General features: G+C 63.1%; 17 protein-coding genes. 7 read left to right on the forward strand and 10 right to left on the reverse strand.

Annotated features, from left to right (window positions below):
* Positions 1-64: 64 nt before the first annotated feature.
* Positions 65-766: a HisA/HisF-related TIM barrel protein gene (locus G6N73_RS27430; RefSeq protein ID WP_165033140.1), complete on the forward strand. Its 702-nt coding sequence runs from the start codon at positions 65-67 to the stop codon at positions 764-766.
* Between the two features lie 134 nt (positions 767-900).
* Here the strand turns inward: G6N73_RS27430 and fae are convergent, their stop codons facing one another.
* From fae to G6N73_RS27465, 7 genes are all read right to left on the reverse strand, one after another.
* A complete protein-coding gene (fae, locus tag G6N73_RS27435) occupies positions 901-1,407 on the reverse strand; it encodes a formaldehyde-activating enzyme (RefSeq protein WP_165033141.1) in 507 nt (168 codons plus the stop codon).
* A 165-nt stretch (positions 1,408-1,572) separates the two neighbouring features.
* Positions 1,573-2,418: a triphosphoribosyl-dephospho-CoA synthase gene (locus tag G6N73_RS27440; RefSeq protein WP_165033142.1), complete on the reverse strand. Its 846-nt coding sequence runs from the start codon at positions 2,416-2,418 to the stop codon at positions 1,573-1,575.
* 1 nt (position 2,419) lies between these two features.
* A complete protein-coding gene (locus G6N73_RS27445; protein ID WP_165033143.1) occupies positions 2,420-3,367 on the reverse strand; it encodes an ATP-grasp domain-containing protein in 948 nt (315 codons plus the stop codon).
* 39 nt (positions 3,368-3,406) lie between these two features.
* Entirely contained in the window at positions 3,407-4,363 is a 957-nt protein-coding gene (gene mch, locus G6N73_RS27450) for a methenyltetrahydromethanopterin cyclohydrolase (RefSeq protein ID WP_165033144.1), read from the reverse strand.
* Entirely contained in the window at positions 4,360-5,490 is a 1,131-nt protein-coding gene (locus tag G6N73_RS27455) for an ATP-grasp domain-containing protein (RefSeq protein ID WP_165033145.1), read from the reverse strand. Before G6N73_RS27455 ends, mch begins: the two co-directional genes overlap by 4 nt.
* Positions 5,468-6,364 carry an NAD(P)-dependent methylenetetrahydromethanopterin dehydrogenase gene (locus G6N73_RS27460; RefSeq protein ID WP_165033146.1) on the reverse strand — a complete coding sequence of 299 codons (897 nt, stop codon included), beginning with the start codon at positions 6,362-6,364 and terminating at the stop codon, positions 5,468-5,470. Before G6N73_RS27460 ends, G6N73_RS27455 begins: the two co-directional genes overlap by 23 nt.
* Before the next feature lie 37 nt (positions 6,365-6,401).
* Complete coding sequence (locus tag G6N73_RS27465; protein WP_165033147.1) at positions 6,402-7,370, reverse strand: beta-ribofuranosylaminobenzene 5'-phosphate synthase family protein; 969 nt, start codon at positions 7,368-7,370, stop codon at positions 6,402-6,404.
* A 144-nt stretch (positions 7,371-7,514) separates the two neighbouring features.
* Between G6N73_RS27465 and G6N73_RS27470 the strand changes: the two genes are divergently transcribed.
* From G6N73_RS27470 to G6N73_RS27495, 6 genes are all read left to right on the forward strand, one after another.
* Positions 7,515-7,895 (forward strand): 4a-hydroxytetrahydrobiopterin dehydratase, encoded by a 381-nt coding sequence (locus G6N73_RS27470; protein ID WP_165033148.1) that lies wholly within the window; start codon positions 7,515-7,517, stop codon positions 7,893-7,895.
* A gap of 113 nt (positions 7,896-8,008) precedes the next feature.
* A complete protein-coding gene (locus G6N73_RS27475; RefSeq protein WP_165033149.1) occupies positions 8,009-9,097 on the forward strand; it encodes a molybdopterin-binding domain-containing protein in 1,089 nt (362 codons plus the stop codon).
* The gene (locus G6N73_RS27480) at positions 9,091-10,722 is read left to right on the forward strand and encodes a formylmethanofuran dehydrogenase subunit A (protein WP_165033150.1); all 1,632 of its coding nucleotides are present in this window, start codon (positions 9,091-9,093) and stop codon (positions 10,720-10,722) included. The genes G6N73_RS27475 and G6N73_RS27480 overlap by 7 nt, the downstream gene beginning before the upstream one ends.
* Positions 10,710-11,618 carry a formylmethanofuran--tetrahydromethanopterin N-formyltransferase gene (gene fhcD / locus G6N73_RS27485; protein ID WP_165033151.1) on the forward strand — a complete coding sequence of 303 codons (909 nt, stop codon included), beginning with the start codon at positions 10,710-10,712 and terminating at the stop codon, positions 11,616-11,618. Before G6N73_RS27480 ends, fhcD begins: the two co-directional genes overlap by 13 nt.
* A gap of 5 nt (positions 11,619-11,623) precedes the next feature.
* The gene (locus tag G6N73_RS27490; protein WP_206079116.1) at positions 11,624-12,436 is read left to right on the forward strand and encodes a formylmethanofuran dehydrogenase subunit C; all 813 of its coding nucleotides are present in this window, start codon (positions 11,624-11,626) and stop codon (positions 12,434-12,436) included.
* Between the two features lie 73 nt (positions 12,437-12,509).
* Complete coding sequence (locus G6N73_RS27495; protein ID WP_165033153.1) at positions 12,510-14,468, forward strand: S9 family peptidase; 1,959 nt, start codon at positions 12,510-12,512, stop codon at positions 14,466-14,468.
* Between the two features lie 148 nt (positions 14,469-14,616).
* Here the strand turns inward: G6N73_RS27495 and G6N73_RS27500 are convergent, their stop codons facing one another.
* From G6N73_RS27500 to G6N73_RS27510, 3 genes are all read right to left on the reverse strand, one after another.
* Positions 14,617-16,818, reverse strand: a complete 2,202-nt coding sequence (locus G6N73_RS27500) for a calcium-binding protein (RefSeq protein ID WP_165033154.1) — start codon at positions 16,816-16,818, stop codon at positions 14,617-14,619.
* A gap of 201 nt (positions 16,819-17,019) precedes the next feature.
* Positions 17,020-17,466 carry a helix-turn-helix transcriptional regulator gene (locus G6N73_RS27505; RefSeq protein ID WP_165033155.1) on the reverse strand — a complete coding sequence of 149 codons (447 nt, stop codon included), beginning with the start codon at positions 17,464-17,466 and terminating at the stop codon, positions 17,020-17,022.
* A 752-nt stretch (positions 17,467-18,218) separates the two neighbouring features.
* Positions 18,219-20,387 (reverse strand): tail fiber protein, encoded by a 2,169-nt coding sequence (locus G6N73_RS27510; RefSeq protein ID WP_165033156.1) that lies wholly within the window; start codon positions 20,385-20,387, stop codon positions 18,219-18,221.
* Between the last annotated feature and the right edge of the window lie 1,296 nt (positions 20,388-21,683).

Here is a 21,683-nt window from a genome sequence, read left to right on the forward strand (position 1 = left end):
ACGCCGGCAGATGACCGCCAGAGTAGAGTTTACAAACAGACTCTAAGCTATTGAGGGAAAAGCGTTGCGTATCATTCCTGTCCTCGACTTGAAAGGCGACCAGGTCGTGCGCGCCGAAATGGGCAGGCGCGACCGCTACCGCCCGATCGTTACGCCGCTCAGCGCAAGCTCCGATCCCGTTTCGGTTGCGGCGGGACTGCGCACGCTGCACCCGTTTTCAGCCTTCTACATTGCCGATTTGGACGCCATAGAAGGCCGCGCACCCAACAGGGAAACACTCGCCCGGCTGCGGGAAATGCCCAACGCGCCCGAACTCTGGGTGGATGGCGGAATCGCCGACCGCGACACGCTCGCCGCAGCTCTCGCCGAACTGTCCCTGCGTCCGGTTTTGGGCTCCGAATCGCAGCGCGACGATGCGCTGCTTAGGCGTTTCCGCGATCATCCCGGCCTCATCCTGTCGCTCGATTTCTTCGCCGACGGCTTTCGCGGCCCGCCCTCCATTCTCGAAGAGGCGGACTCCTGGCCGCAAAGCGTGATCGTCATGACGCTGGCCAAGGTCGGTTCCGCCGCGGGTCCGGATTTCGAGCAGCTTTCGCTGATCAAGGCGAAGGCTGGAAACCGCTCCGTCATCGCCGCCGGCGGGGTGCGCAACGAAGCCGATATCCGCGCGCTCTCGTCGCTCGGGGTCGAAGCCGCGCTGGTGGCGACGTCGCTTCACGACGGCACGCTCACGCCCGGGCAACTTGCGTCGCTCGGCGCCTGCTGACGAAACGATCCGTTCCGAAGCGCAATAATGCCACGCTCCGGAACGGAGATTCAAAAGCCGAGAAGCTTTTTCAGCCGGCGCAACAGACCATCCGTATCAGCAGAGGGTGCTACCTGTGCGGGGCTGTCTCTTGTCTAGGCCGCGAACGGATGCTTCACCTGGTCCCGCTTGGAGGTCGCCTCGGCAGCGGTCGGCGTGCCCGAGACGGCGCGCTGGATGGCTTCCTTGGTCGCCTGGTAGTTGTACTGCTGGATCTTGGCGTCGTCCTCGGCTTCCCAATGGATGAACACGCCGACGCAGATGAACACGTCGTCCGCCTCATCGGCAGGAATGATCCCGTCGGCGACACTGTCCTGGACAGCTTTTGCAACCGCATGCTGCGCCGGACCGAACATCTGGACCGCCTGCTTGGCGCCCTTGATCGTCACCTTGTTGAACAACATCGTATTGGGCTTGCACTGCAGATTGGGTGCAATCACCGCCAGAAGGGAAGTAAATCCGTCCTTGTTGTTGGTGAGTGCGTTGCAAAACGCCGTTTCGACCGCGCTTCCCCGCGGCCCGATCAACAGGTCGACATGCGCGACTTCATTGCCGTCGCCGACCAGGGATTCACCAACCATTACTTTCGAGATTTTAGCCATGCCAATTTTCCTCCACAAAATAATGAAGTCCAAAGACGCCGCAACGAGCGGACGCTCGATGGACGACTATCCTTGTTGGCAGCGTCCGGATTGCCCGGACCGGTTGGCTAGATAGCCGCGGAGGCACTGACCCCCACTGCCGAAATTCAATCATCAACAACCCGATTATGCAAGGCGCTGTCGGAGGATATGGACGAAAAGACTGGCCACCGTCAGGTCGGCCGACGTGCCGGGATTGACGCTACGCGCCTTCAGCCGGCTGTCGAAGTCCAAAAGCAGGCGCAGGCGCGCCTGATCGTCGTCGGCGGCGTCGAGCGTGACCTTGACGGTGGCGGCTTCCTCCCGGATCCGGTGCGCTGTTTCGTCGCCATGCTTGCGCGCCACATGGCTGTCCGGGAAGCCGGCGAGAAAAGCCATATAGGTGAAGACGGTCGGCCAGATGCCGTTTTCGCCGCGGGCAAACGAGTCATCCAGCGCCGTCAGCCCCGTCCCGAAAACGTCGTCGAAACAGGTGACATACTGGCGAGCGATCCTGTCGCGCCCGGCCGCGGCCCGCATCGCCTCGAGCACACCGACCTTCGGCGGCTCACGAACGTCGTGCTCTTCTGCCGAGCCGAGGCCGCCGGGGGAAGCCACGACTATGGCCTCGAAGACAGCGCCCGCATCGTCCATGTCCAGGCCGTCGAGCACTGCGGAAAGATTTTCGCGCAGATCGCCGCCGGCCAATTCGGCGGCGCGGGCCAGCGGCGCGGTGAGAAGTACGATGCCGAGATTGGTGTTGATGCCGACTGCCTGGCGCGTGGCGCGGATGGCCTCGAGAATGCGCCGCCCGACACGCAGGTCCGGATCCGCCAGCGGCCCGGCCGATACACTGGCGCTGAGGAGGAACTGACCGGCGGTCATGCCGTGGCCGTGGGCGAAGAGATGGACGTTGCCCGGCTTCAGCGCCTCGATCTCGAGCCGGCAGGCCTCCTCATAGGCGGTGCTGATGCGTTCGCGCGAAAGTCCCATGTCAGGAGTTTGCCGGTGCAACAAAGCGATGCGGGCGGACAGTCGATGCGGCTCCCGCGTTGTCGGCCAGGGATTTCAGCAAGGCGTCTGCGATCGCATCTGCGATGTTCACAGCGACGACCGATTGCAGCCCCGACCAGGCCGGCATGCTGTTCACCTCCAGCACCAGAAGGGCGCCGTCGGACGCCGGGATGATGTCGACGCCGGCGAAGTCGGCTCCGACCGCTGCCGCCGCCGCGACCGCCAGCTTCGCCAGTTCGGCTTCGCTTTGCGCGGAAACCTGCTCCGGCGCCGCGCCCCGGTTGACGTTGGTAATCCAGTCTTCGCCGCGGCGGCTCATCATCGCCACCGCCTTTCCGGCGCAGACGAACACGCGGAAATCGCGGAAGGGAGGACCGGCGCGCGGGACATAATGCTGGAGATAGTAGACGTCGTTCACCTCTTCCGGCGGCGGCAGGTCGGCCAGTTCGCGGATCAGCCTTATGCCGCGTCCCTGCGCGCCGAAAAGCGGCTTAAGCACCAGCGGCGTCCGCGGAAGCTCACGTTTGGCGATCTCTTCGGCCGCGGAAAACCCCTCGACGCAGAATGTCGTTGGCGTCGGCAGGCCGGCATTCTCAAGCAGGAAAGTCGTCATCGACTTGTCGACGCAGCGCTCGATCGCCTGGGCGGAATTCCAGACCGGAACGGAAAGCCTACCAAGCGCGTGGAGGACGCCGAGACGCCGTGTGATCGCCTCAAACGACCCTGCCGCGATCGAACGCACGATGACGGCGTCCGGCAACCCTCCATCAAATCCCGGAATTGCGAGCCCGGAAGCGCTTCCAGTGTCGAACGCGATCGCGGCCAGCGGCGCGGTCGCGACGAATGCGCCCCGCTGGCCCAACCGGGTGGCAAGGCCTTGCGAGCGCGCGTCCGACTTGTCGCTGACGATCAGGATGCGCGGGATCATCAAGTGCACACCAATGTGGATTTCATCTGCACCGACGGTTCACCCCAAGCTCCGTTCCAGCATCGCGGAATCCCGTCCGCCTCTGCGAAATGTATGGCCTGTTTCGATCGCTGTAACCAAAACTTCGGCCGGGCTGAAAAGCAGCGGGTCGATGGCGTAGAAATCACCCTTGAACTGCGTGAAAATGTCGGCGAAGGGCTGACCGTAGTCCCGCGACACGCGGCTGGGCAGTTGATCGGCAAGGTTCATCGCCGCCTCTACCGGGCCCGTCACGAAAAGCTGGACGAGCCCTCCATAGATGATCGCATCGTTGGTTCGGCCCATGGCCGCCAGGAAATCCGGGTGAGGAGCGGGGATCGGCGCGGCAGCCATTCCGTCGACGATGTTTTCCAGCGGAAATCTCAAATCGTTGGCCTTGTGCAGGGCGACCTCGAGGACGCGGGAAACGATCTGGACGGTGCCGGCAAGGCTCTGTGTCGGTGCATAAAGGAACGTAAGCTTGTCGGCCGCCAGCCCGGTTGCCTTGGCCACCTTCTCCACGATCGGCATCGGGGGCGGTTCGGCTGTTTCCAGGATAAGGACGGCGGACGATGCGGTGTCGCGATAGGTCAGCGTCGTGAACAATGCCTCGACACGGGCAAGCGCGCGCGCAGGGCCCGACCCCATGGCAAAATAGTCATCGTTCGACAGGTTCCAGCCCGCATATTGCGAGCCGAGGCATGCAAGCACCGGCTGCGAAGACCGGACCTCCAGCGCGAAGGGCCATTTATCCGAGGCGCGATCCATGACCGCCGAAATGCTGCCGAGGCCGCCCATGGCCGCCTCTGCCATGCGCAGCCCGGCTTCGATACCGCCGGGGGCTTTCGAGCCGGCGTCGATCAGGGTTTCTCCCAGCGGCCCCTTCGAGACGGCGATGCGCAGGCGCTCGGCGTCACGGATCATGCCATCGGCGATACGCTGGGCGTTATCGTTCAGGAATGCCGAACCATCCTTCATGTCCGGTCTCCCTCCCATTGGTGCTGCAATTGCCTTGCATGGATATTCACGGCCCGCTGCGTTGCGCCGGCGCTGCGCCCGCGGGCGAAGACGGTGCAGATCGGATCGCCTGCAATCAGTTTTGTGCCGGGCGATTGATGGTCGGCTGTCCAGTCGGGCCACTCGATCGCGGGAAATTGCGGCACCGGCGCCGCCGCATAGGTGATCATTGACGCCATCGAATCGGCAAAGCGCGGCAGCCGGTAGGGCTCCGCGCTGGCGGCGCGCAGATGCGCCTCGATCAGCGGGGCGTCGATGCTGTCGAATATGTCGAGCGTGGCGCCCGGCCGCGGATTGATCTCGACGAGTTGGTAGCCGTTCGCGTCGCCGATGAAGTCGGCGCTGCAAAGCCCGACAAGGCCGACGCGGAGCGTCAGGTCGGAAAGCCAGCGGCTTATCTCCGCCGCACGGCTTCGGTCGAAGCGCCTCAGGCGCACGGCGCCGCCGTAGCGATAGGGGGCGGCGGGAGCGGGAGACAGCCATTGCCGGCTGAAGCCGACGACCTGCGCCGACTTGCCGTCGCCGACGAACAGGGCCGAGACGCTGCGGCCGGAAACGAAGCGCTGGAAGTAGCGGCCCGCCGCCTGCGGCTCGCCATTGGCGCGCGCTATATGAGCGCCGCCCGCGCCGCCGACAGCCTTTACCACCCAGTTTTCAGGATCGGGCGGCGGATCCCACCGGAAAGCCGGGTGTGGAATGCCGAGTTCGGCGCAATCCTTCGCCAGTATTTGCGGATCCTTGACCCGGCGTATCGCCGCGGCGCGGTTGCCCGCGAGCGTAAAATGGCGGGCGACCTCGTCGACGATTTCCGCTTGCCGTTCGAAGCCGGACCCCAGGACAACCGCAACCGGCCGGGCGCTTCCGGCCAGCGCCCGGAGCGTACCGACAATAGCTTCGCCGTCTATTCCGCTCTGCAGGTCGCCCGGCAGCTTCGCCGTGCGCTCGGCGAGCGCAACAGTGTCCGTGTCGCAAAAGAAGTCGGCGACCAGCGGCCGGTAACCGGCGCGCCGCGCCGCGGCAGCCAGCGCGCGGCCCGAAATCGCTGCGACCAGCAGGAAGCGGGGATTATTTTGCGAACTCGCGTGCAAGGGAGAATGCATCCTGGAAATCGAACGTAACCGTCTTGTCCGCCTCTATCATTTTCTTGAAGAGGCCAAACTCGACCTTGTATTTGACATTGCCTATCGCGAGCGGGCCAATGCCGACGGCCTTTGTCGCTTCGAGCGGATCGGCGTTGGCGTGGACCGCCAGCCCTTCTATGCCGGCCGGCGGAACCGCATTCACGTCGGCTCCGACGAGCAGTCTGTCGGCGCCCTCCAAATGCGCCTTCGAGATCACCTGGACCCCGGCTTTCGCGGCGCTCAAGACGACGTCGCTGGCCTGGACGATTGCCTTCTTGCGGGCGTCCGACGAGCCGTCCGCAGCCGTCACGTCAACTCCGAACCGGTTCTTGATTTCGGCAGCGATCTTCTCCGCCCGCTCAAGGCCGTCATGGCCGACGACCGTGACTTCTGCGCCTTCCCGGGCCGCAATGACGGCCGTGCAGAAGCCGACGACGCCTGTGGCGCCAAAGATCGCGACCGCCGCATCCTTCAGGCTGCGCTGGAACTCGTTTTCGAGGGCCTTTTCGACCTTGGCAACCATCGCGGCGGCGGTCGTGAACGACCCTGCCGGGTCGGCGAAAACCGATACCTGGAAGGGCGGCACCATTGCCTTCTTCGCCGCGTCGAACATGTCGAGCGCTAGCGACACGTCCTTGCCGGCGATGAATATCCCTGTATTCACGCCAGCGTCCGGCGGCCGGGAAAAGATCGCATCCTGCACCAGATTGGTGACGTCTCCCAGGCTAACGTCGACATAGGGGACGACCGCGTCGAAGCCCGCGTCGAGCGCCATATTCACGTCGAAGGGACTCATCTGCTTCAGCGGGGTCAGCATATGCAATATATGTTTTCTGGCCATTATTCGCCTTTCTGCCTCGCGCAGCGCCTGCCGCTTTTCAGCTGCCAACGAGGTCGAGTTTGGTTTGACTGATCTTCGCGCCGGAATTCCTGCCCTGCACGATTCGGATCTCTATGCCGGCGCTGATGGCGTCTCGCACGGAGTCGACGAGGCGGCGGGCTTCGTCTTCCGATGGCGCGAAGGCAAAACCCGTCGGCCCCCACGAACTCTGCCCGATGCCGACCGCGCCGGCGTCAGCCAGCCGTCGGGCCAGCGCCTCGACACGCCGGGAGGTGAAGACGCCGCCCTGGGCGGGCGCGAAATGGGTGCCGATGAGCGTCTGGATCGTCGTGACCGCGGCGCCGAAAACGGGCAAGTCGCGTTCGACGAGGGCGGGCATCAGCCCCATCAGCACCTGCCGGCAGATTTCTCCCGCGCCGGCGGCGGGAAACTGCGGGAGCGCGCGGAAAGCCTGAAGTTCGTCCTGGCCATGGAGCCCTTCCACCGCCTCGTCGAGGATGAGAAGGACGCGCCATTCGTCGGGAAAGGGGAGCCTTGCAACGACGGGCGGAGGCCTGCCGCTGCTGCTCTTTCCAGCGTCCACAATCACGCCGCCGCTTTCGAAGCTGGCTATGCCGATACCGGAGCGTGCGCCGCGCGCAAGCAGGACGGCGTCGCCCGCGATATCGAGCGGCAGCCCGTGCAGCGTGCGCAGCGCCGCCGCAACCGCCAGCGCGATCTGGGTTCCCGATCCGAGACCGGCATGGGAGGGGATGGCCTGCTCCACCATCAGGCGGTGATGGGATTTTATGCCGAGATGCCGGCAGAGCGCCGACAGATGCCCTTCGGCGCGCGCGGCCTCGCTGCCCTCGACCGAAGTTTCGGCAGCCAGCGACAAGGTTACGACCGTTTCGGGCTCGCTCAGCGGCAGGCCGACGCTGCCGAAGCGGCGTCCGACATCTCCATTGAGGTCGAGGAAGCCCAGGTGCAGGCGGGCGGGCACTCTTATGGTGACGGAATTCGACATCTACCCCCGGATGGGTGCATCATACATGCATCGCGAGTTTAGGTGCCTGCGGTTATGATAGCCGTTTTCGGCGAGGGGGCAAGTATCGCGGAGCATCTACTTCGGCGGCGCCCCACGCCTGTCGAAAAGCATAGGGAGATCGAGATGAGCGAGACAGCCAAGGAAAAAGTCTATTCGGAAGCCGAAATTGCCGAGAGGCTGGCGAGCGAACTGCCCAAATGGCGCTATGAAAACGGTTGGATTCGCCGGAAATACAAGACCCATAGCTGGAAATCGACGCTGATGGTCATCAACACGGTCGGCCATCTGGCGGAAGCGGCATGGCACCATCCAGACATCACCGCTTCCTACGCCTGGGTCGAGGTTCGCCTGATGAACCATGCGGCAAAAGGCGTCACCGACAAGGACTTCGAACTGGCAAAGAAGATCGAGAACGTCGTCCAGTGGCAGCCGGCGAGGGAAGGCGGCGCGCTGGAAGGCACGCCCCAGACCGACCAGCGCTTCGCCTACATCAAGTACGACTGAACGTCGCATCTGCTGATGCCGGCCGAAAACATTCACCAACCCGACAAGAGCGGGGTTCACGGCCAGTTCGCTTTCGTCTAGGATTGGGTCGGCACCAGAAAGTAGCGTAGTGAATGGCGGTTGCGTGGATCGGCAACCGGGAAACGCTGGTGGAGCGCGCGTGCGAGCAGGCCGCGATGCTTTTGCAATCAAGCCGGTGCCCGGTAATCAGTTTCGACACAGATATACATGGGACGCGCGCGGCGATCGCGCTCGCCGAACGGATTGGCGCGGCCTATGACCATGTCGAGGGCGCGGCGATTTCCCGCGAGACGGCGCTCTTCACCGACAAAGGCGCGATGACCGTTGCGCCGGGCGAAGTCCGCCGGCGGGCCGATGTCGTGGTGATCGTCGGGGAATTGCCCGCCGTCCATCACGGCTTCGTGGCGGAACTCGCCGACACCGTTCCTGATCTCTCGGCAAAGAACGCGCGTGAGTTCTTCCTGATAGGCGCGGAGGGGGCGGAGACCTCGTCGTTCCTCGGCAGCAGGAAGGCGACACCGCTTTCTTGCGAGGGTGCCGGGCTCAGCGGCACACTGGCGGCCCTCAGGGCGCAACGCGCGGGACGGCGGGTGTCGAAGCCGGTCTCGAACTTCGACGATTTCGCGCGCGTGCTCAGCACCGCCAAATTTCCTGCGTTCCTGTTTTCCGGCCATGGCGCGGACGGCCTTGCGCTGGAGATGCTGCAGGGCCTAATCGCCGATATCAATCGGAAATCCCGTGCATCAGCCCTGCATTTGCCGGCCAGCGAAAGCGGCTGGGGCAGCGTGCTTGCCTCTACCTGGATGACCGGCTTTGCGCCGCGCACCGGCTTTGCGCGCGGTTTTCCCGAATTCGATCCCTGGCGTTTCGACGTGGAGCGGGTGCTCGCATCCGGCGAGGCCGACCTGCATCTGCGGATATCGGCTGGTTCCGTGCTGCCGGCCGGGGATAACGGCGTCAAATTGATAGCATTGGCGAAAACAGCGGAGCCGGTCGCCGGAGCTGAAATCACCATCGCCATCGGTGAAGCCGGCGTTGATCACGCGGCGGTCGTCTATTCCGGGCGCACCGGAACTCTGGCCGCTGTCAAGGCGGGCAGGGGGTCTGACCTGCCGTCGGCTGCGGCGGTCATTCGTTTGATCGCCGACAAGATCCCGGCGGAGGCGGCATTGCCATGCTGACGAAAATCGCCGGGGGCGAAATCATCGATCCGGTCAATGGCCGTCTCGGCAAGGGCGACCTCTGGATCAGGGACGAGCAGATCGTCGAGCCGCCGGCTGGCGGCGATGCCGACCGGACCATCGACGCCTCAGGCTGCATCGTCATGGCAGGCGCGATCGACATCCATTCCCACATAGGCGGCGGCAATGTGAACACCGCGCGGCTGCTCCTGCCCGAGCAGCACGCCGCCCACATGGCCCGGCCGGCCGCGACGCCGCTCTCCAATGCCGGCTGGTCGACATTCGAAACCGGCTGCCTCTACGCCAAAATGGGCTTCACCACGGTGGTCGAACCGGCCATGTCGCCCGGCGCCGCGCTGCACACGCATCTCGAACTCGCCGACATCCCGATCATCGACAAGGCGACGCTGGCCATTCTCGGCAACGACGACTTTCTCCTGTCGATGATCCGCGACGACTCTTCCCAACAGACGATCGAGGACTACGTCGCCTGGACGGTGGGCTCGACGCGGGCGCTCGGCGTCAAAGTCATCAATGCCGGCGCGGCCGCGGCCTTCAAGGAGAATGTCCGCACCTTTGCCCTCGACGATGTTGTGCCCTCATACGGTGTCAGTTCGCGCAAGATCGTGAAGACGCTGCAGGCCGCGGTGGATCGCCTCGGCATTCCGCACCCGCTGCATGTTCACTGCAACAATCTCGGAGCGCCTGGCGCGGCCGATACCGCAGCGGCTACCATTGCCGCTTCGGAAGGTGTGCCGTTGCATCTCGCCCATCTCCAGTTCTACGGCTATGGCACCGAAGGAAAGCGCAAATTCTCTTCCGCCGCGGCCCGCCTCGCCGAACTGGTGAACAGCACGCCGCAGGTCACGATCGACATCGGCCAGGTCATGTTCGGCCAGACTGTCACCATTTCCTCAGACGTCATGCGGCAGTTCTCGGCGCGCGGCAGCGCCAGCCCGAAGAAGACGGTCATCCATGACGGCGACGGTAATGGCGGCGGCATCGTGCCCTACCGCTACCGGCAGGATTTTTACGGCACCATGCAGTGGGCGATCGGACTTGAGCTTTTCCTGCTGATTGACGACCCGTGGCGGGTATTCTTCACGACGGATCACCCTAATGGCGCACCTTTCACCGCCTATCCCGTGCTCTTCGAACTGCTGATGAGCCGCGATGCGCGCAATGAAATGGCTTCGGGCGGTTCAAACGGGGCGATGGCGCTTTCGACCCTGTCGTCCATCGCCCGCGAATACACGCTCGAGGAGATAGCCATCATGACACGCGCTGCGCCGGCAAAGCTGCTCGGGCTGGACGACCGCGGCCATATGGGGTCGGGCGCGCTGGCCGATATCGCGATCTACCGGAAAAGCAAGGATATCGCGAAAATGTTCGGCGCCGCAGCGTTTGTCTTCAAGAACGGCGACCTAGTCGTTAAGGACGGCGAGATTACCCGCTACCGCTGGGGCAGGGCGCTCCGGCTCAACCCGCAGCCGGACAAGGCGATGGTGCGGCGGCTGCGCGAGTATCACGAACGGCGCTACGGCCTGTCGCTCGACTGGTTCACATTCCCCGATTCCGCCATCGCCCGCGAACAGCCATTCGGCGAGGTCGCATGCCGGAGCTGAGCGTAAACGGAATAGCGATCGACGACACCTTCGCGGAAGCCTTCGGCATGCGTGCGACGGCGATTGTCATCACCGGACCGAACCGCAAATGGGCGCGGCAGGCTGCGATCACCATGTCCGGCTTCGCCACGTCGGTGATCGCCTGCGGCTGCGAGGCGGCGATCGATGTCGAATTACCGGAATCGGAAACGCCGGACGGGCGGCCCGGCTGCCGCGTGATGCTTTTCGCGGTGAGCACGGACGAGTTGCAGAAGCAATTGCTGAACCGCGTCGGCCAATGCGTGCTGACCTCGCCCGGCAGCGCCTGCTTCGCCGGGTTGAAAGGCAGCGCCGACCTCAAACTTGGCTCCGCATTGCGCTATTTCGGCGATGGCTGGCAAATCTCAAAAAAACTCGGCGGACGGCATTTCTGGCGAATCCCGGTCATGGACGGCGAATTCCTCTGCGAGGCCACCACCGGACTGACCAAGGAGGCCGTCGGCGGCGGCAATTTCTTCGTCATGGCGGAGAGCAGCGGCAATGCGCTTGCCGCCGCCGAAGCCGCGGTCGCAGCCATTCATGACGTGCCGGGCGCCATCGTTCCGTTTCCGGGCGGCATCGCCCGCTCGGGTTCCAAGATCGGCGGCAAGTACAAGGGCATGGTGGCTTCGGCGAATGAAGCCTACGCCCCGACCCTGCGCGGAGCCGTCGCCAGCGCACTTGGATCGAACATCAACTCCGTGCTTGAAATCGTCATCGACGGCGAAACCAACGATGCCGTTGTGGCTGCCATGAAGGCCGGCATCAAGGCGGTGACGGATCTCGGGCCGGAGAAGGGCGCGGTTCGCATCGGGGCGGGCAATTACGGCGGCAAGCTTGGAAAGTTCATCTATTCGCTGAAGGACATGCTCCCGTGACGGCGATGACCTTCACCCTTGTTGCCAATCCCCCTGAGCGCCTCGATTTGTCGCTGCTGACGCCGGAGAAACTCGCTGGAATGAGCCGGCGAGACATCGAAAAAATCCAGCTCGGCACGTCCAAGCGCGCATTGACTGTCGCGGACATATTCCGCGTCTCGGGCGACGATTTGCAGAACATCGTGTTCGACGGCGGCTCCGACCGTTTCGACCGGGTGGCGGCGCAACTTACCGGCGGCTCGGTGCGCGTTGCGGGCGATGTCGGCGCCCAGGCGGGCCGCAACATGCGCGGCGGGAATCTGCTGGTCGAAGGTAGCGCGGGTCCGCATGCCGGATCGGGCATGCGCGGCGGAAGGCTGGAGATCATGAGCGACGCCGGCGACCGCCTCGGCGGACCGCTGGCTGGCGAACTCGCCGGCATGAATGGCGGCATGCTGATCGTGAGGGGGAGGGCCGGCGCCTTCGCCGGAGATCGCATGCGGCGCGGCCTCATTGCCGTCCTTGGAGGGTCGGGCGACCACGCAGGCAGCCGCATGATCGCCGGCAGCCTGGTGATTGCCGGCGGGACCGGGGCGATGCCCGGCTATCTGATGCGCCGCGGCTCGATTTTCCTCGACCGCGCGCCTGAAAACCTGTCTCCCAGCTTCGTCGAATGCGGCGCGCCTGAAAGCGCCTTCGCCGCACTTTTCGACCGCTATCTCGTCGCGGAAGGAATCTTGGGGCTGCCCCTGCTCGGCAAAGCGCCGCGCAAATATAGCGGCGACAATGCCGTCCTCGGCATGGGAGAGGTTCTTTTCCCGCGGTCTCGCGGCAGCTGAACGCAGCGCGCGCTCTGGATCATCCCGGCGTCCGGACGTAAAACATGGCAGCATCGAAAAAGGATGATGAGCCATGCCGACGACTGCACCGAAAACTGCGTCTTACGGCGCCTGGAAATCGCCGATCACGTCCGATCTTATCGTCGCACAGGCTATCACGCTCTCGGAAGTTCGTCTCGACGACGGAGCGATCTACTGGCTGGAAGGACGGCCGCAGGAGCGAGGACGCTCCGTCGTGGTACGCGCCGGCGGCGGTGGTGCAGATGTCGACGTAACGCCCGTACCTTTCAATGTCCGCACACGGGTCCACGAATATGGCGGCGGCGCCTGGTTCGTGGACAAGGGCGTTCTGTACTTCTCCAATTTTGCCGATGGCCGGCTGTACCGACTGGAAGCCGGCGGTGTCGAGCCGCAGCCCTTGACGCCTGAACCCTCCGGACAGTCCGGTGGTTGGCGGTTCGCCGACGGCATCATCGACGGAAGCCGCAACCGCTGGATCGGCGTGCGCGAGGATCACACGGCCGGCGGCGAGCCCGTAAACGCGATCGTCGCCGTGGACCTTGCGGGCAGGGGCGGGGAACCCGGAAACATTCTCGTGGGTGGGCACGACTTCTTTTCGTCGCCGCGCCTTTCTCCGGATGGACACCGGCTCATCTGGCTGGCCTGGGACCATCCCAACATGCCGTGGAACGGCACCACCCTCTATCTCGCCGAACTGGACGATGCCGGCGCTGTTTCCGGCGAGCCCGAAATCATCGCTGGCGGTCCAGACGAATCGATCTTTCAACCCGAGTGGTCGCCCGACGGCAACGCCGTCCTCTTCGTGTCGGACCGGTCCGACTGGTGGAATCTCTACCGTTTCGAGCTTGCGACGCTAGCGTCGCGGCCGATCCTGCCGATGGCGGTCGAGTTCGGGGCGCCGCAATGGGTTTTCGGCATGTCCACCTATGCATTTGCCGGCCCCGACAGGATCGTCTGCACCTATTCGGAAGCGGGGCTGTGGAGGCTCGGGGTCGTCGACCTTGCGGCGGACACGTTGCGAACACTCGAAACGCCCTTCACGCAGTTCGCTTCGGTTCGAGCCGACGGCGAGCGAGTCGTGGCCATTGCCGGAGCTCCGTCTCTTCCCGCTAGCGTGGTCGAGTTCGATCTGAGAACCAGCCGGCACCGGATTCTCAAGAAAGCGACCGACATTCTCGACCAGACGGACCTGGGCATTGCCGACTACCTCAGTTCAGTCGAAGCCGTGGAATTTCCCACCACGGGCGGGAATACCGCCTTCGGTCTCTACTATGGGCCGAGAAATCCCGATTATAAGGGTCCGGCAAGCGAAAAGCCGCCGCTTCTCGTCAAAGTCCATGGCGGTCCAACGTCGGCCGCATCGAGCACGCTCAATCTCGGCATCCATTATTGGACGAGCCGCGGCATCGCGGTGCTCGACGTGAACTATGGCGGGAGCACCGGCTTCGGCCGCGCCTATCGCGACCGCCTTCGCCGCAATTGGGGCGTCGTCGACGTCGATGACTGCGTCAACGGGGGCAGATTCCTGATCGAGCGGGGGCTCGTCGATCCGAAGCGCATGGTGATAACCGGCGGCAGCGCCGGCGGCTACACCACGCTCGCCGCTCTTGCGTTTCGCGACTTCTTCCAGGGTGGAGCGAGCCATTACGGCGTCAGCGATGCGGCGGCGCTGGCGCGCGACACGCACAAATTCGAATCGCGATACATGGACTGGCTGATCGGGGCCTATCCCGAGGAAGAGGAGCTCTATCGCGAGCGCTCGCCGCTGTTTCATGCCGAGCGCCTATCCAAACCCGTGATCTTCTTTCAGGGCGACGAGGACGCCGTCGTGCCGCCGAACCAGACCGAGGCGATGGTTGACGCGCTCCGTAGCCGCGGCACGCCGGTCGGCTATCTCCTGTTTTCCGGCGAGCAACACGGATTTCGCCAGGCCGCCAATATCAAGAGAACCCTCGACGCCGAACTATACTTCTACGCAATCGAGGTCTTCGGCACCGGCCTGACGTTCTGAGGGCTTCGTTGCCGCTCGGCGGCACCGGAGAGCAGGCGCGACACCGCGACTGTCTCTCAGGTCACCCCGCGCAGGCCCAGACACACGATACCTGTGGTGCCCGGTCGAACACGCGTCCAGGTGAATCAGCAGTGGCGGGGGCGTTCCCTCAGAGAATAAAATCTGTGCCCGTCATGAAATTGGTGCCGGCGACCAGGATCTGCATGTCGGCGATAGAGTCGCCGTTTACATCGGCGTCGACAATGACGTTGCCGCTGTAGTTGGTATAGCGAAGCTGGCCGGCCACGCCGGAGAACGCCGCGCTGCCGATGAAGGAGAAGGCCTGGTCGCCGGCGGCGAGCGTGTTGGCGTCGATGGTCGCAAGATCGATATGATCAAAGCCGTGACTGAAGCCGCCGACGATTGAGTCGCGAAGCGCCGGTCCGGCCGGGCTGTCGGAGACGGCATCGAAATCGAACCGATCATTTCCAGTGCCGCCATTGAGAATATCGCTGCCCGCGCCGCCGATCAGCGTGTCGTTCCCGGCGCCGCCGGCGAGCGTGTCGTTGCCGGCTCCTCCAACGATGTAGTCGTTGCCGTCGCCGCCGCTCAGGCTGTTGGCGCCCGAATTGCCGACCAGCGTGTTGTTCAAGTTGTTGCCGGTACCGTTCAGATTGCCGGAACCCTGCAGCTCGAGCCGCTCGACATTCGCCCCAAGCGTCCAGTTGATGTAGGAGCGAACGGTGTCCGTGCCTTGGCCAGGATCTTCGGCGGTCACATCACCGGCCGCCGCAACGATATAGATGTCGTTGCCGGTGCCACCGACCATGTAGTCGTTGCCGCCGCCGCCATTGAGCAGATTGTTGCCGGAATTGCCGACCAGCGTGTTGTTGTGAGTATTGCCGGTGCCGTTGAGATTGCCCGAACCCTGCAATTCGAGCCGCTCGACATTGTTGGCCAGTGTCCAGTTTATGTAGGAACGAACCGTGTCTGTGCCTTCGCCTGCATTCTCGACGGTGGTGTCGCCCGCAGCCGCCACTATGTAAATATCGTCGCCGGTCCCGCCGGCCATTGTGTCGTTGCCAGCGCCGCCATTGAGAAGATCGTTGCCGCCCCCTCCTTCCATGATGTCGCGCAAGTCGTCACCGGTCAGCGTCTCATTCGTTTCGTTGCCTATGGTGGTCCGCACGAACTCGGTTCCCTGCGCGGCAATATGGTATCCGGAGGTGTCGCCGAGGGCAGGCTCGCTGTCTTCCCATGCAGCGAAAAAACGACCTCCGCCCAGGCCCGCTAGGCTCGACCCGATCTGCGTGCCCGGTGTGACCTCCAGATTGAATTCTTCGCCGACCTTGTTGCCGGAAAAGTCGAACACCTGGGCGAACACATCGGCATTCCCGTTGCGGTTCGACGTATAGCTCACCAGCACGTAGCTGTTGGAGATCACCGCGATATCGGGCCGGGACACCAGGTCGTCGCCCAAATCGATGAAGCCGGTGGCGCCAACTGCATTGCCCACGGCGTCATAGAACTTGACCTCGACCTGGGTATCCAAAGCGTTGCCGTCATATTGATCGACATAGGCGACGGCGAAGCCGCCATCTGGCAGCGCTGCAACGACTGAATGGTACTGATCGTCGAAATCTTCATTGGCAGTGACCTCCGGACTCGCCGGCTGGCCCACGGAATTGAAGACGCGAAATTTGACGTTGGTGTCGCCATCGCCAAGATCCTCCGTCCAGGTGACGACAAAATTGCCGTTGGTCAGGCCGACCGCTGCCGGCTGCGACACGGTGTTGCTTGTCACGCCGCCTCCCGCGAACATCAAGCCGGTTCGAGGTGATCCATCATTGTTGTAGACTACGAATTCGACATTGGTATTCGTCCCGGAGCCGGCGAACTCGTCGGTGTAGACGACCGCGAAACCCCCGCCCGAAAGAGCGGCGACGACCGGATCGGGCTGATTGTCCGTGGCCTGGCCCTCCGCCTGCGTGACGATGCTCTGGGTCAGGCTGGCGCCCGACGGGTCGAAGACGTGGAACTCTACGTCATCCTCTCCGCCGGCGTTATTGTCCTCGTTGACGACCACGACATTGCCGTTCGACAGAACCGCGACCGCCGGATCATCTTCATCGTCCGCGCCCGGGCCGACCGACACAATTCCGTCGCTCGCATCGAGCGCATTGCCGCTCGCATCGAACCGCCGGAACACAACATCCTGGTATAGGGGATCGGCGCTGTCGGTCTCGAATGTGAAGAACAGATCGCCGTTCGACAGAACCGCAATGTCTGGCCGGTATTGGGAGCCGGCTGCCGTGCTGTTGACAACGAACTCGGGGACGAAATTTTCGAAGGAATAGGTGACGGTCGCCATGCTGAATTGCTCCTGAAACATGCCTTGGCGCAGCGCGGCGTCGCCACGATGATGGCAAGGCAGCCTGCGGTGGGGAACGCCGAGCGCACCGGGTGACAGGCAAGCCATCGCCCAATCGGTGCACCAGCCTGGCGAAAACTATCCGGCAATGAGCGCGGTAGTTGTCATCCATTTGGGTGACATATCGAGCTTTATTGCGCTTTAGCCGAAGGGGGCTCCAACGGAGAGCAAGGCCCTCACAAGCGCCGGCTGACTACGCACACCGGTCTTTTCGAACATGCGCTGAAGATGCGTGCGAGCTGTGTTGACGCTGACGCCGAGACGAATGGCGGCCTGTCGCAGATCTTGCCCGGCGATGATCAACTCGGCAAGACGTCCCTGGGCATGGGAAATTCCGTAGATGATTGCCGCCGCCTCCAATCTTTGACTGGCGAGCTGTTCGTCGTTGATCGAAACGAAGATCATGCCGCTGTCGGCAATCACCCAACAGACATTGGCGTGCTCGCCATAGCCGCCGTCGAGAACGATCGGCAAGGCTCCGCGCCGTGCGTCGAGACCGGTATCCAGGCGATGCCCACCGCAGGGCAGGCTGTAGCTGCTTGTCTCCTGCGCGGTCGAGTGCGCGCAATCGACCTGCGTGGATCGCAAGATCACATCCGGCGCGCAGTGCATTCTCTGCGGCCTCGTTTTTCCAGATTACCTTTCCCTTTCCATCGACCTGAATCACCGCCGACGTGATCTGGTGAGCGGTGCGGTGCAGATATGAGACGTAGACGAGCTTCCATTCGCCCTGATGCTTCTCGAATATCTTGGTCTCGCGTGACAAACCGGGCATGTCGAAGGCAGCCTCGCCCGTGTCCGGTGCATATTGGTCGTAAGTCACCCAGGCCATGTCTTCGCCGATACGAAGAACGACGTTTTCTCGACGGACTTCGCCGGCCGTTGGATTGGGCTTCGGATTGTCTGCGATCGCTTGCTTGGTCCGATCGCTCAGTTCATCCCATCCACGCCTGAGTGTTACGCCCCCGAGCGACCACCATCCCACACGGCAGACATAGGGAGCCTGCACCCAGCAGCTGGCCCAGCCTTCATAGTCCTTGTTCCAGAATGCCGCGCTTTCCCGGGCCATCACCTCCAGGATTGCCTGACGATCGTTTTGCTCACCGGTCAGCATCAGTTCCACTCGGATTGAACTCTGGGGCAATTCCCCCGAGGCGTGCTTTCCCAGTATTCGACGGATTGGCAACTCAAAAGGCCACAGCGGTATTTGGCTGCCTCGGTTATGGGGCGCGGGCCGGTGGAGGAGAGCCGGCGCGATAATCGCGACCATCTCCTTCAGGTCACCCGGCATAGGCGGGGACCGCCGGAAAATGCAGCCAGGCGGAGTCGGGCCGGCTTCGTCACGCCAGGAAATCTGTCCCCGTCATGAAGTTGGTGCCGGCGACCAGGATCTGCATGTCGGCCACAGAGTCGCCGTTTACATCGGCGTCGATAATGACGTTTCCGCTGTAATTGGTATAGCGAAGCTGGCCGGCCACGCCGGAGAATGCCGCGCTGCCGATGAAGGAGAAGGCCTGGTTGCCGGCGACCAGCGTGTTGGCGTCGATGGTCGCAAGATCGATACGGTCGAAGCCGTGGCTGAAGCCGCCGAGAATGGAGTCGCGAAGCGCCGGTCCAGCCGGGCTGTCGGAAACGGCATCAAAGTCGAAAACATCGTTGCCCGTGCCGCCGTTGAGAGTGTCGCGACCGAGGCTGCCGATCAGGCGGTCGTTGCCCGCGCCGCCTGTGAGCGTGTCGCTACCGGCTCCTCCGACCATGTAGTCGTTGCCATCACCGCCGCTCAGGCTGTTGTTACCGGAATTGCCGACCAGCGTGTTGTTTGAGCTGTTGCCGGTTCCGTTCAGATTGCCCGAGCCCTGCAGCTCGAGCCGCTCGACGTTCGCGGCCAGCGTCCAGTTGACATAGGAACGAACGGTATCGGTGCCGCCGCCGGCATTCTCGATCGTGCTGTCTCCTGCTGCAGCCACGATGTAGATGTCGTTTCCTGCTCCGCCCACCATGTAGTCGTTTCCGGCCCCGCCATTGAGCACATTGTTCAGGCTGTTGCCGACCAGCGTGTTGCTGAGCGCGTTGCCTGTGCCATTGGCGGCAGACCCCAGCAGTTCCAGGCGCTCAACGTTCGCGCCAAGCGTCCAGTTGATGTAGGAACGCACCGTGTCGGCGCCTTCGCCGGCATTCTCGGTGGTGACGTCGCCGGTCGCGGCTACGATGTAGATGTCGTTGCCGGCACCGCCGAACATGGCGTCCGCGCCGGCTCCGCCGTTCAGGATGTCGTTGCCGCCATTGCTGATAAGTATGTCGTTGCCGCCGAGTCCGGACAGCCCGTCGTTGCCGTCGCCGCCGTAGATAGTTTCATCAGCGGCGCTGCCGGCAATTTCAAGGTCGGGTATGTTGGACGACAAGACAGGCTGGTCATTGTCGCCAAGCACCGTTCCGACCGGAACGTCGTCGCTCGCTCCGATTGCGGTCCGGTCGCGAAGATCGGGCAGCGCGAAGTTTGTTTGACCGTCGCCGCCGTACATGGTGCCAAGCAGAGAAAACAGGGCTTGGTTCTGGTTGATCGGAAGAAGTTGACCTTCGCAGCGAACCCAGCCAGGCGGCGCGAAATCCCCGGCGAAAACTGCAATCTCGCCAAGATAATGTTGGTCGGAGGGAGCGCTTCCAACGTCTCGCGGCGGGAAAATGCCCTGGACTGCGATCATGCAAGTCAGCGCCAATCCCGGCGCCTCATTGTCGAACGGAATTCCGCCGCCGCCGACATTTGCCGGGATCTCATTATCCGTCAGCGTTACGGCCGTGCCTCCAACGAGCGAGCCGATCGGGGTCGAGGAGGACGAGCCGACGATGTTTCGTCCGCGTAGATCGGGAAGCTGAAAGGTGGTTACTCCGTCGCCGCCGTATGTTGTGCCAATGAGACTGAACAGCACGTTGTTGTCGGCGATGGAAAGCAGTTGCCCTGCCGCTGCCATGTAGCCGCCTGGAATGAAATTGCCGGCGAACCTGACGATCTCGCCAATGAAATTCGAGCCTCCGCCACCTGGGCTTGGGTAATTGCCGGTCGTGCGGATGATGTAGGTGATCGGCAAAGATGGCTGATAATTGTCGATCGGCTGGCTATCGCCGCCCAGCGCCAGCGGGAGATTTTCCTGGGACAGGCTTATGGCGGCTGTGCCTGCCACCTCACCGAGATTGTAGTTGTTCAGCCCGTGGCCTTGTCCCGCGCCGATCGGCGTTCGTTCCTGCAGATTCGGCAAGGCGAAGGTCGTCTGTCCATCGCCGCCATAAGTGGTGCCGAGCAGGCTGAAAAGGGCGGTGTTCTGCGCGATGGACAGGAGTCGTCCATCGGTCTCGGCGTCGCTGCCCGGGGCAAAGTTGCCGGCAAATGTCCGGATCGATCCCAGCGTGATATCGCCCGAACCCCAGCCATCCCGGATCGGGAATACTCCCTGAAGCGGCATGAACTCGGTCAGCGCCAACGATACCTGGAAATTGTCGATCGATCCAACCATCTCTCACCTGGTCCAGCTGCTTCAAGGGATGTCGGCCAACGTGCCTTAAAGTTGTGGTCTGCGCAAACGTCCATGACGGCATGTCGTATGGGCCATCGGGCGGCTCCGTGTGCGGACTGTCTTGCTCAAGACGTGGCGACGACAGCGGCGGCCTTGCCTGCGAATGCGCGGCGGAAAAGGGAGCGTAGGAGGGTTGTCAAGCAGGGAACCCCGGTAAGTCGCAGGTGGTGCCTTATTGGCCAGGGGAGCGCCGCAAAATTGCACACCGGATCTGCATGCAGAAAACGTCCAACATCCACGGTGACGCAAACCGCCAAAACCGCAGAATTGCGGGATTCCTGATAGGCGATTTGTGGTAAGTGGCTCCCCGGGCCGGTGTTCTTATGAAATCGAACCGGGGCAGGTTGTCGCCAGAAAGTCCTTCAATTCCAGTTATTTACCAAGGGTCCCTTCCGAGAGGCGTCACCGCGCCGGTGTATCTCTATGGGTAGCGTCGGTGTATCTCTACGTCAAGCGGCTTTGCGCGTGGGTCCGCAGCCTTCCCGGGCAACAGGTTCTCGAAACCCTGACGGTTCCGGCAATAGGACTGTGAGCGCCACCTGTCCCCGGCCTTTCGTTGTCATTGTCTCCTTAAGTGGTTAAATGGGGCAAGGCGCGGAGAAGGCGGTCATTCTCAGCTCCTGGCCCGGACAGGGAGAACAGCGATGAAGCGATTTCTTGCGCTCGCAGTGATTGCGGCCTTGGTAGCTCTCGCAGGGTGCCAAACCGGCATGGATTTCGGCGGGGTGGCCGCCTCGAATGCCTGCCTCCACTCGCACTCAACTAGGATGGGACCGAGTGGCTACTGTCGGCAGTAGACGAAGAGCCCCGGACAGGGCTTGTGAGCTTGGGGCAATGGGTTCACCGGGATGGCGATAGCCAGATTGACGGGCTCGACAAACCTCACTGGCAACGCCGCTGCAATCTCCGCAGCCTTCCTCGCTAACAGCCCCACAAGCCCCTTCCGGGTCCGGCAATAGGACTGTGAGCGCCACCGTGGCTGCCCCGCTCGGGTACCCGCCTTGTGCTGAACTATCCACTGGATTTGGTTCCGGCATTCAATGATCCGCGTTGCCTTGTCCGCGCTGTCATCCCACCGCATCACAACGCGGTCGTAATTATTCGCCTCCTCACTCGGGGAGCGATGCGAGTGGCGTTCGTCACAAGTGCCTTGGTCTTCGTACATAGTCTCTAGATTTCCTTTCATTGGTTACTCCCGCCGTGCGGGGATGTGGGAGGAGCGCGACGAAGCGTCCC

The organism is Allomesorhizobium camelthorni, assembly GCF_011045125.1.
Taxonomy (GTDB): domain Bacteria; phylum Pseudomonadota; class Alphaproteobacteria; order Rhizobiales; family Rhizobiaceae; genus Allomesorhizobium; species Allomesorhizobium camelthorni.

Excerpts from the sequence above, each read along its gene's own strand:
- G6N73_RS27465 (WP_165033147.1), bottom strand. The coding sequence starts at position 7,370 with ATGTCGAATTCCGTCACCATAAGAGTGCCCGCCCGCCTGCACCTGGGC.
- G6N73_RS27490 (WP_206079116.1), top strand. The coding sequence starts at position 11,624 with ATGACCTTCACCCTTGTTGCCAATCCCCCTGAGCGCCTCGATTTGTCG.
- G6N73_RS27500 (WP_165033154.1), bottom strand. The coding sequence starts at position 16,818 with ATGGCGACCGTCACCTATTCCTTCGAAAATTTCGTCCCCGAGTTCGTT.
- G6N73_RS27470 (WP_165033148.1), top strand. The coding sequence starts at position 7,515 with ATGAGCGAGACAGCCAAGGAAAAAGTCTATTCGGAAGCCGAAATTGCC.
- G6N73_RS27460 (WP_165033146.1), bottom strand. The coding sequence starts at position 6,364 with ATGGCCAGAAAACATATATTGCATATGCTGACCCCGCTGAAGCAGATG.
- fhcD (WP_165033151.1), top strand. The coding sequence starts at position 10,710 with ATGCCGGAGCTGAGCGTAAACGGAATAGCGATCGACGACACCTTCGCG.
- G6N73_RS27445 (WP_165033143.1), bottom strand. The coding sequence starts at position 3,367 with ATGATCCCGCGCATCCTGATCGTCAGCGACAAGTCGGACGCGCGCTCG.
- G6N73_RS27510 (WP_165033156.1), bottom strand. The coding sequence starts at position 20,387 with ATGGTTGGATCGATCGACAATTTCCAGGTATCGTTGGCGCTGACCGAG.
- G6N73_RS27440 (WP_165033142.1), bottom strand. The coding sequence starts at position 2,418 with ATGGGACTTTCGCGCGAACGCATCAGCACCGCCTATGAGGAGGCCTGC.
- G6N73_RS27495 (WP_165033153.1), top strand. The coding sequence starts at position 12,510 with ATGCCGACGACTGCACCGAAAACTGCGTCTTACGGCGCCTGGAAATCG.
- G6N73_RS27475 (WP_165033149.1), top strand. The coding sequence starts at position 8,009 with ATGGCGGTTGCGTGGATCGGCAACCGGGAAACGCTGGTGGAGCGCGCG.
- mch (WP_165033144.1), bottom strand. The coding sequence starts at position 4,363 with ATGAAGGATGGTTCGGCATTCCTGAACGATAACGCCCAGCGTATCGCC.
- fae (WP_165033141.1), bottom strand. The coding sequence starts at position 1,407 with ATGGCTAAAATCTCGAAAGTAATGGTTGGTGAATCCCTGGTCGGCGAC.
- G6N73_RS27480 (WP_165033150.1), top strand. The coding sequence starts at position 9,091 with ATGCTGACGAAAATCGCCGGGGGCGAAATCATCGATCCGGTCAATGGC.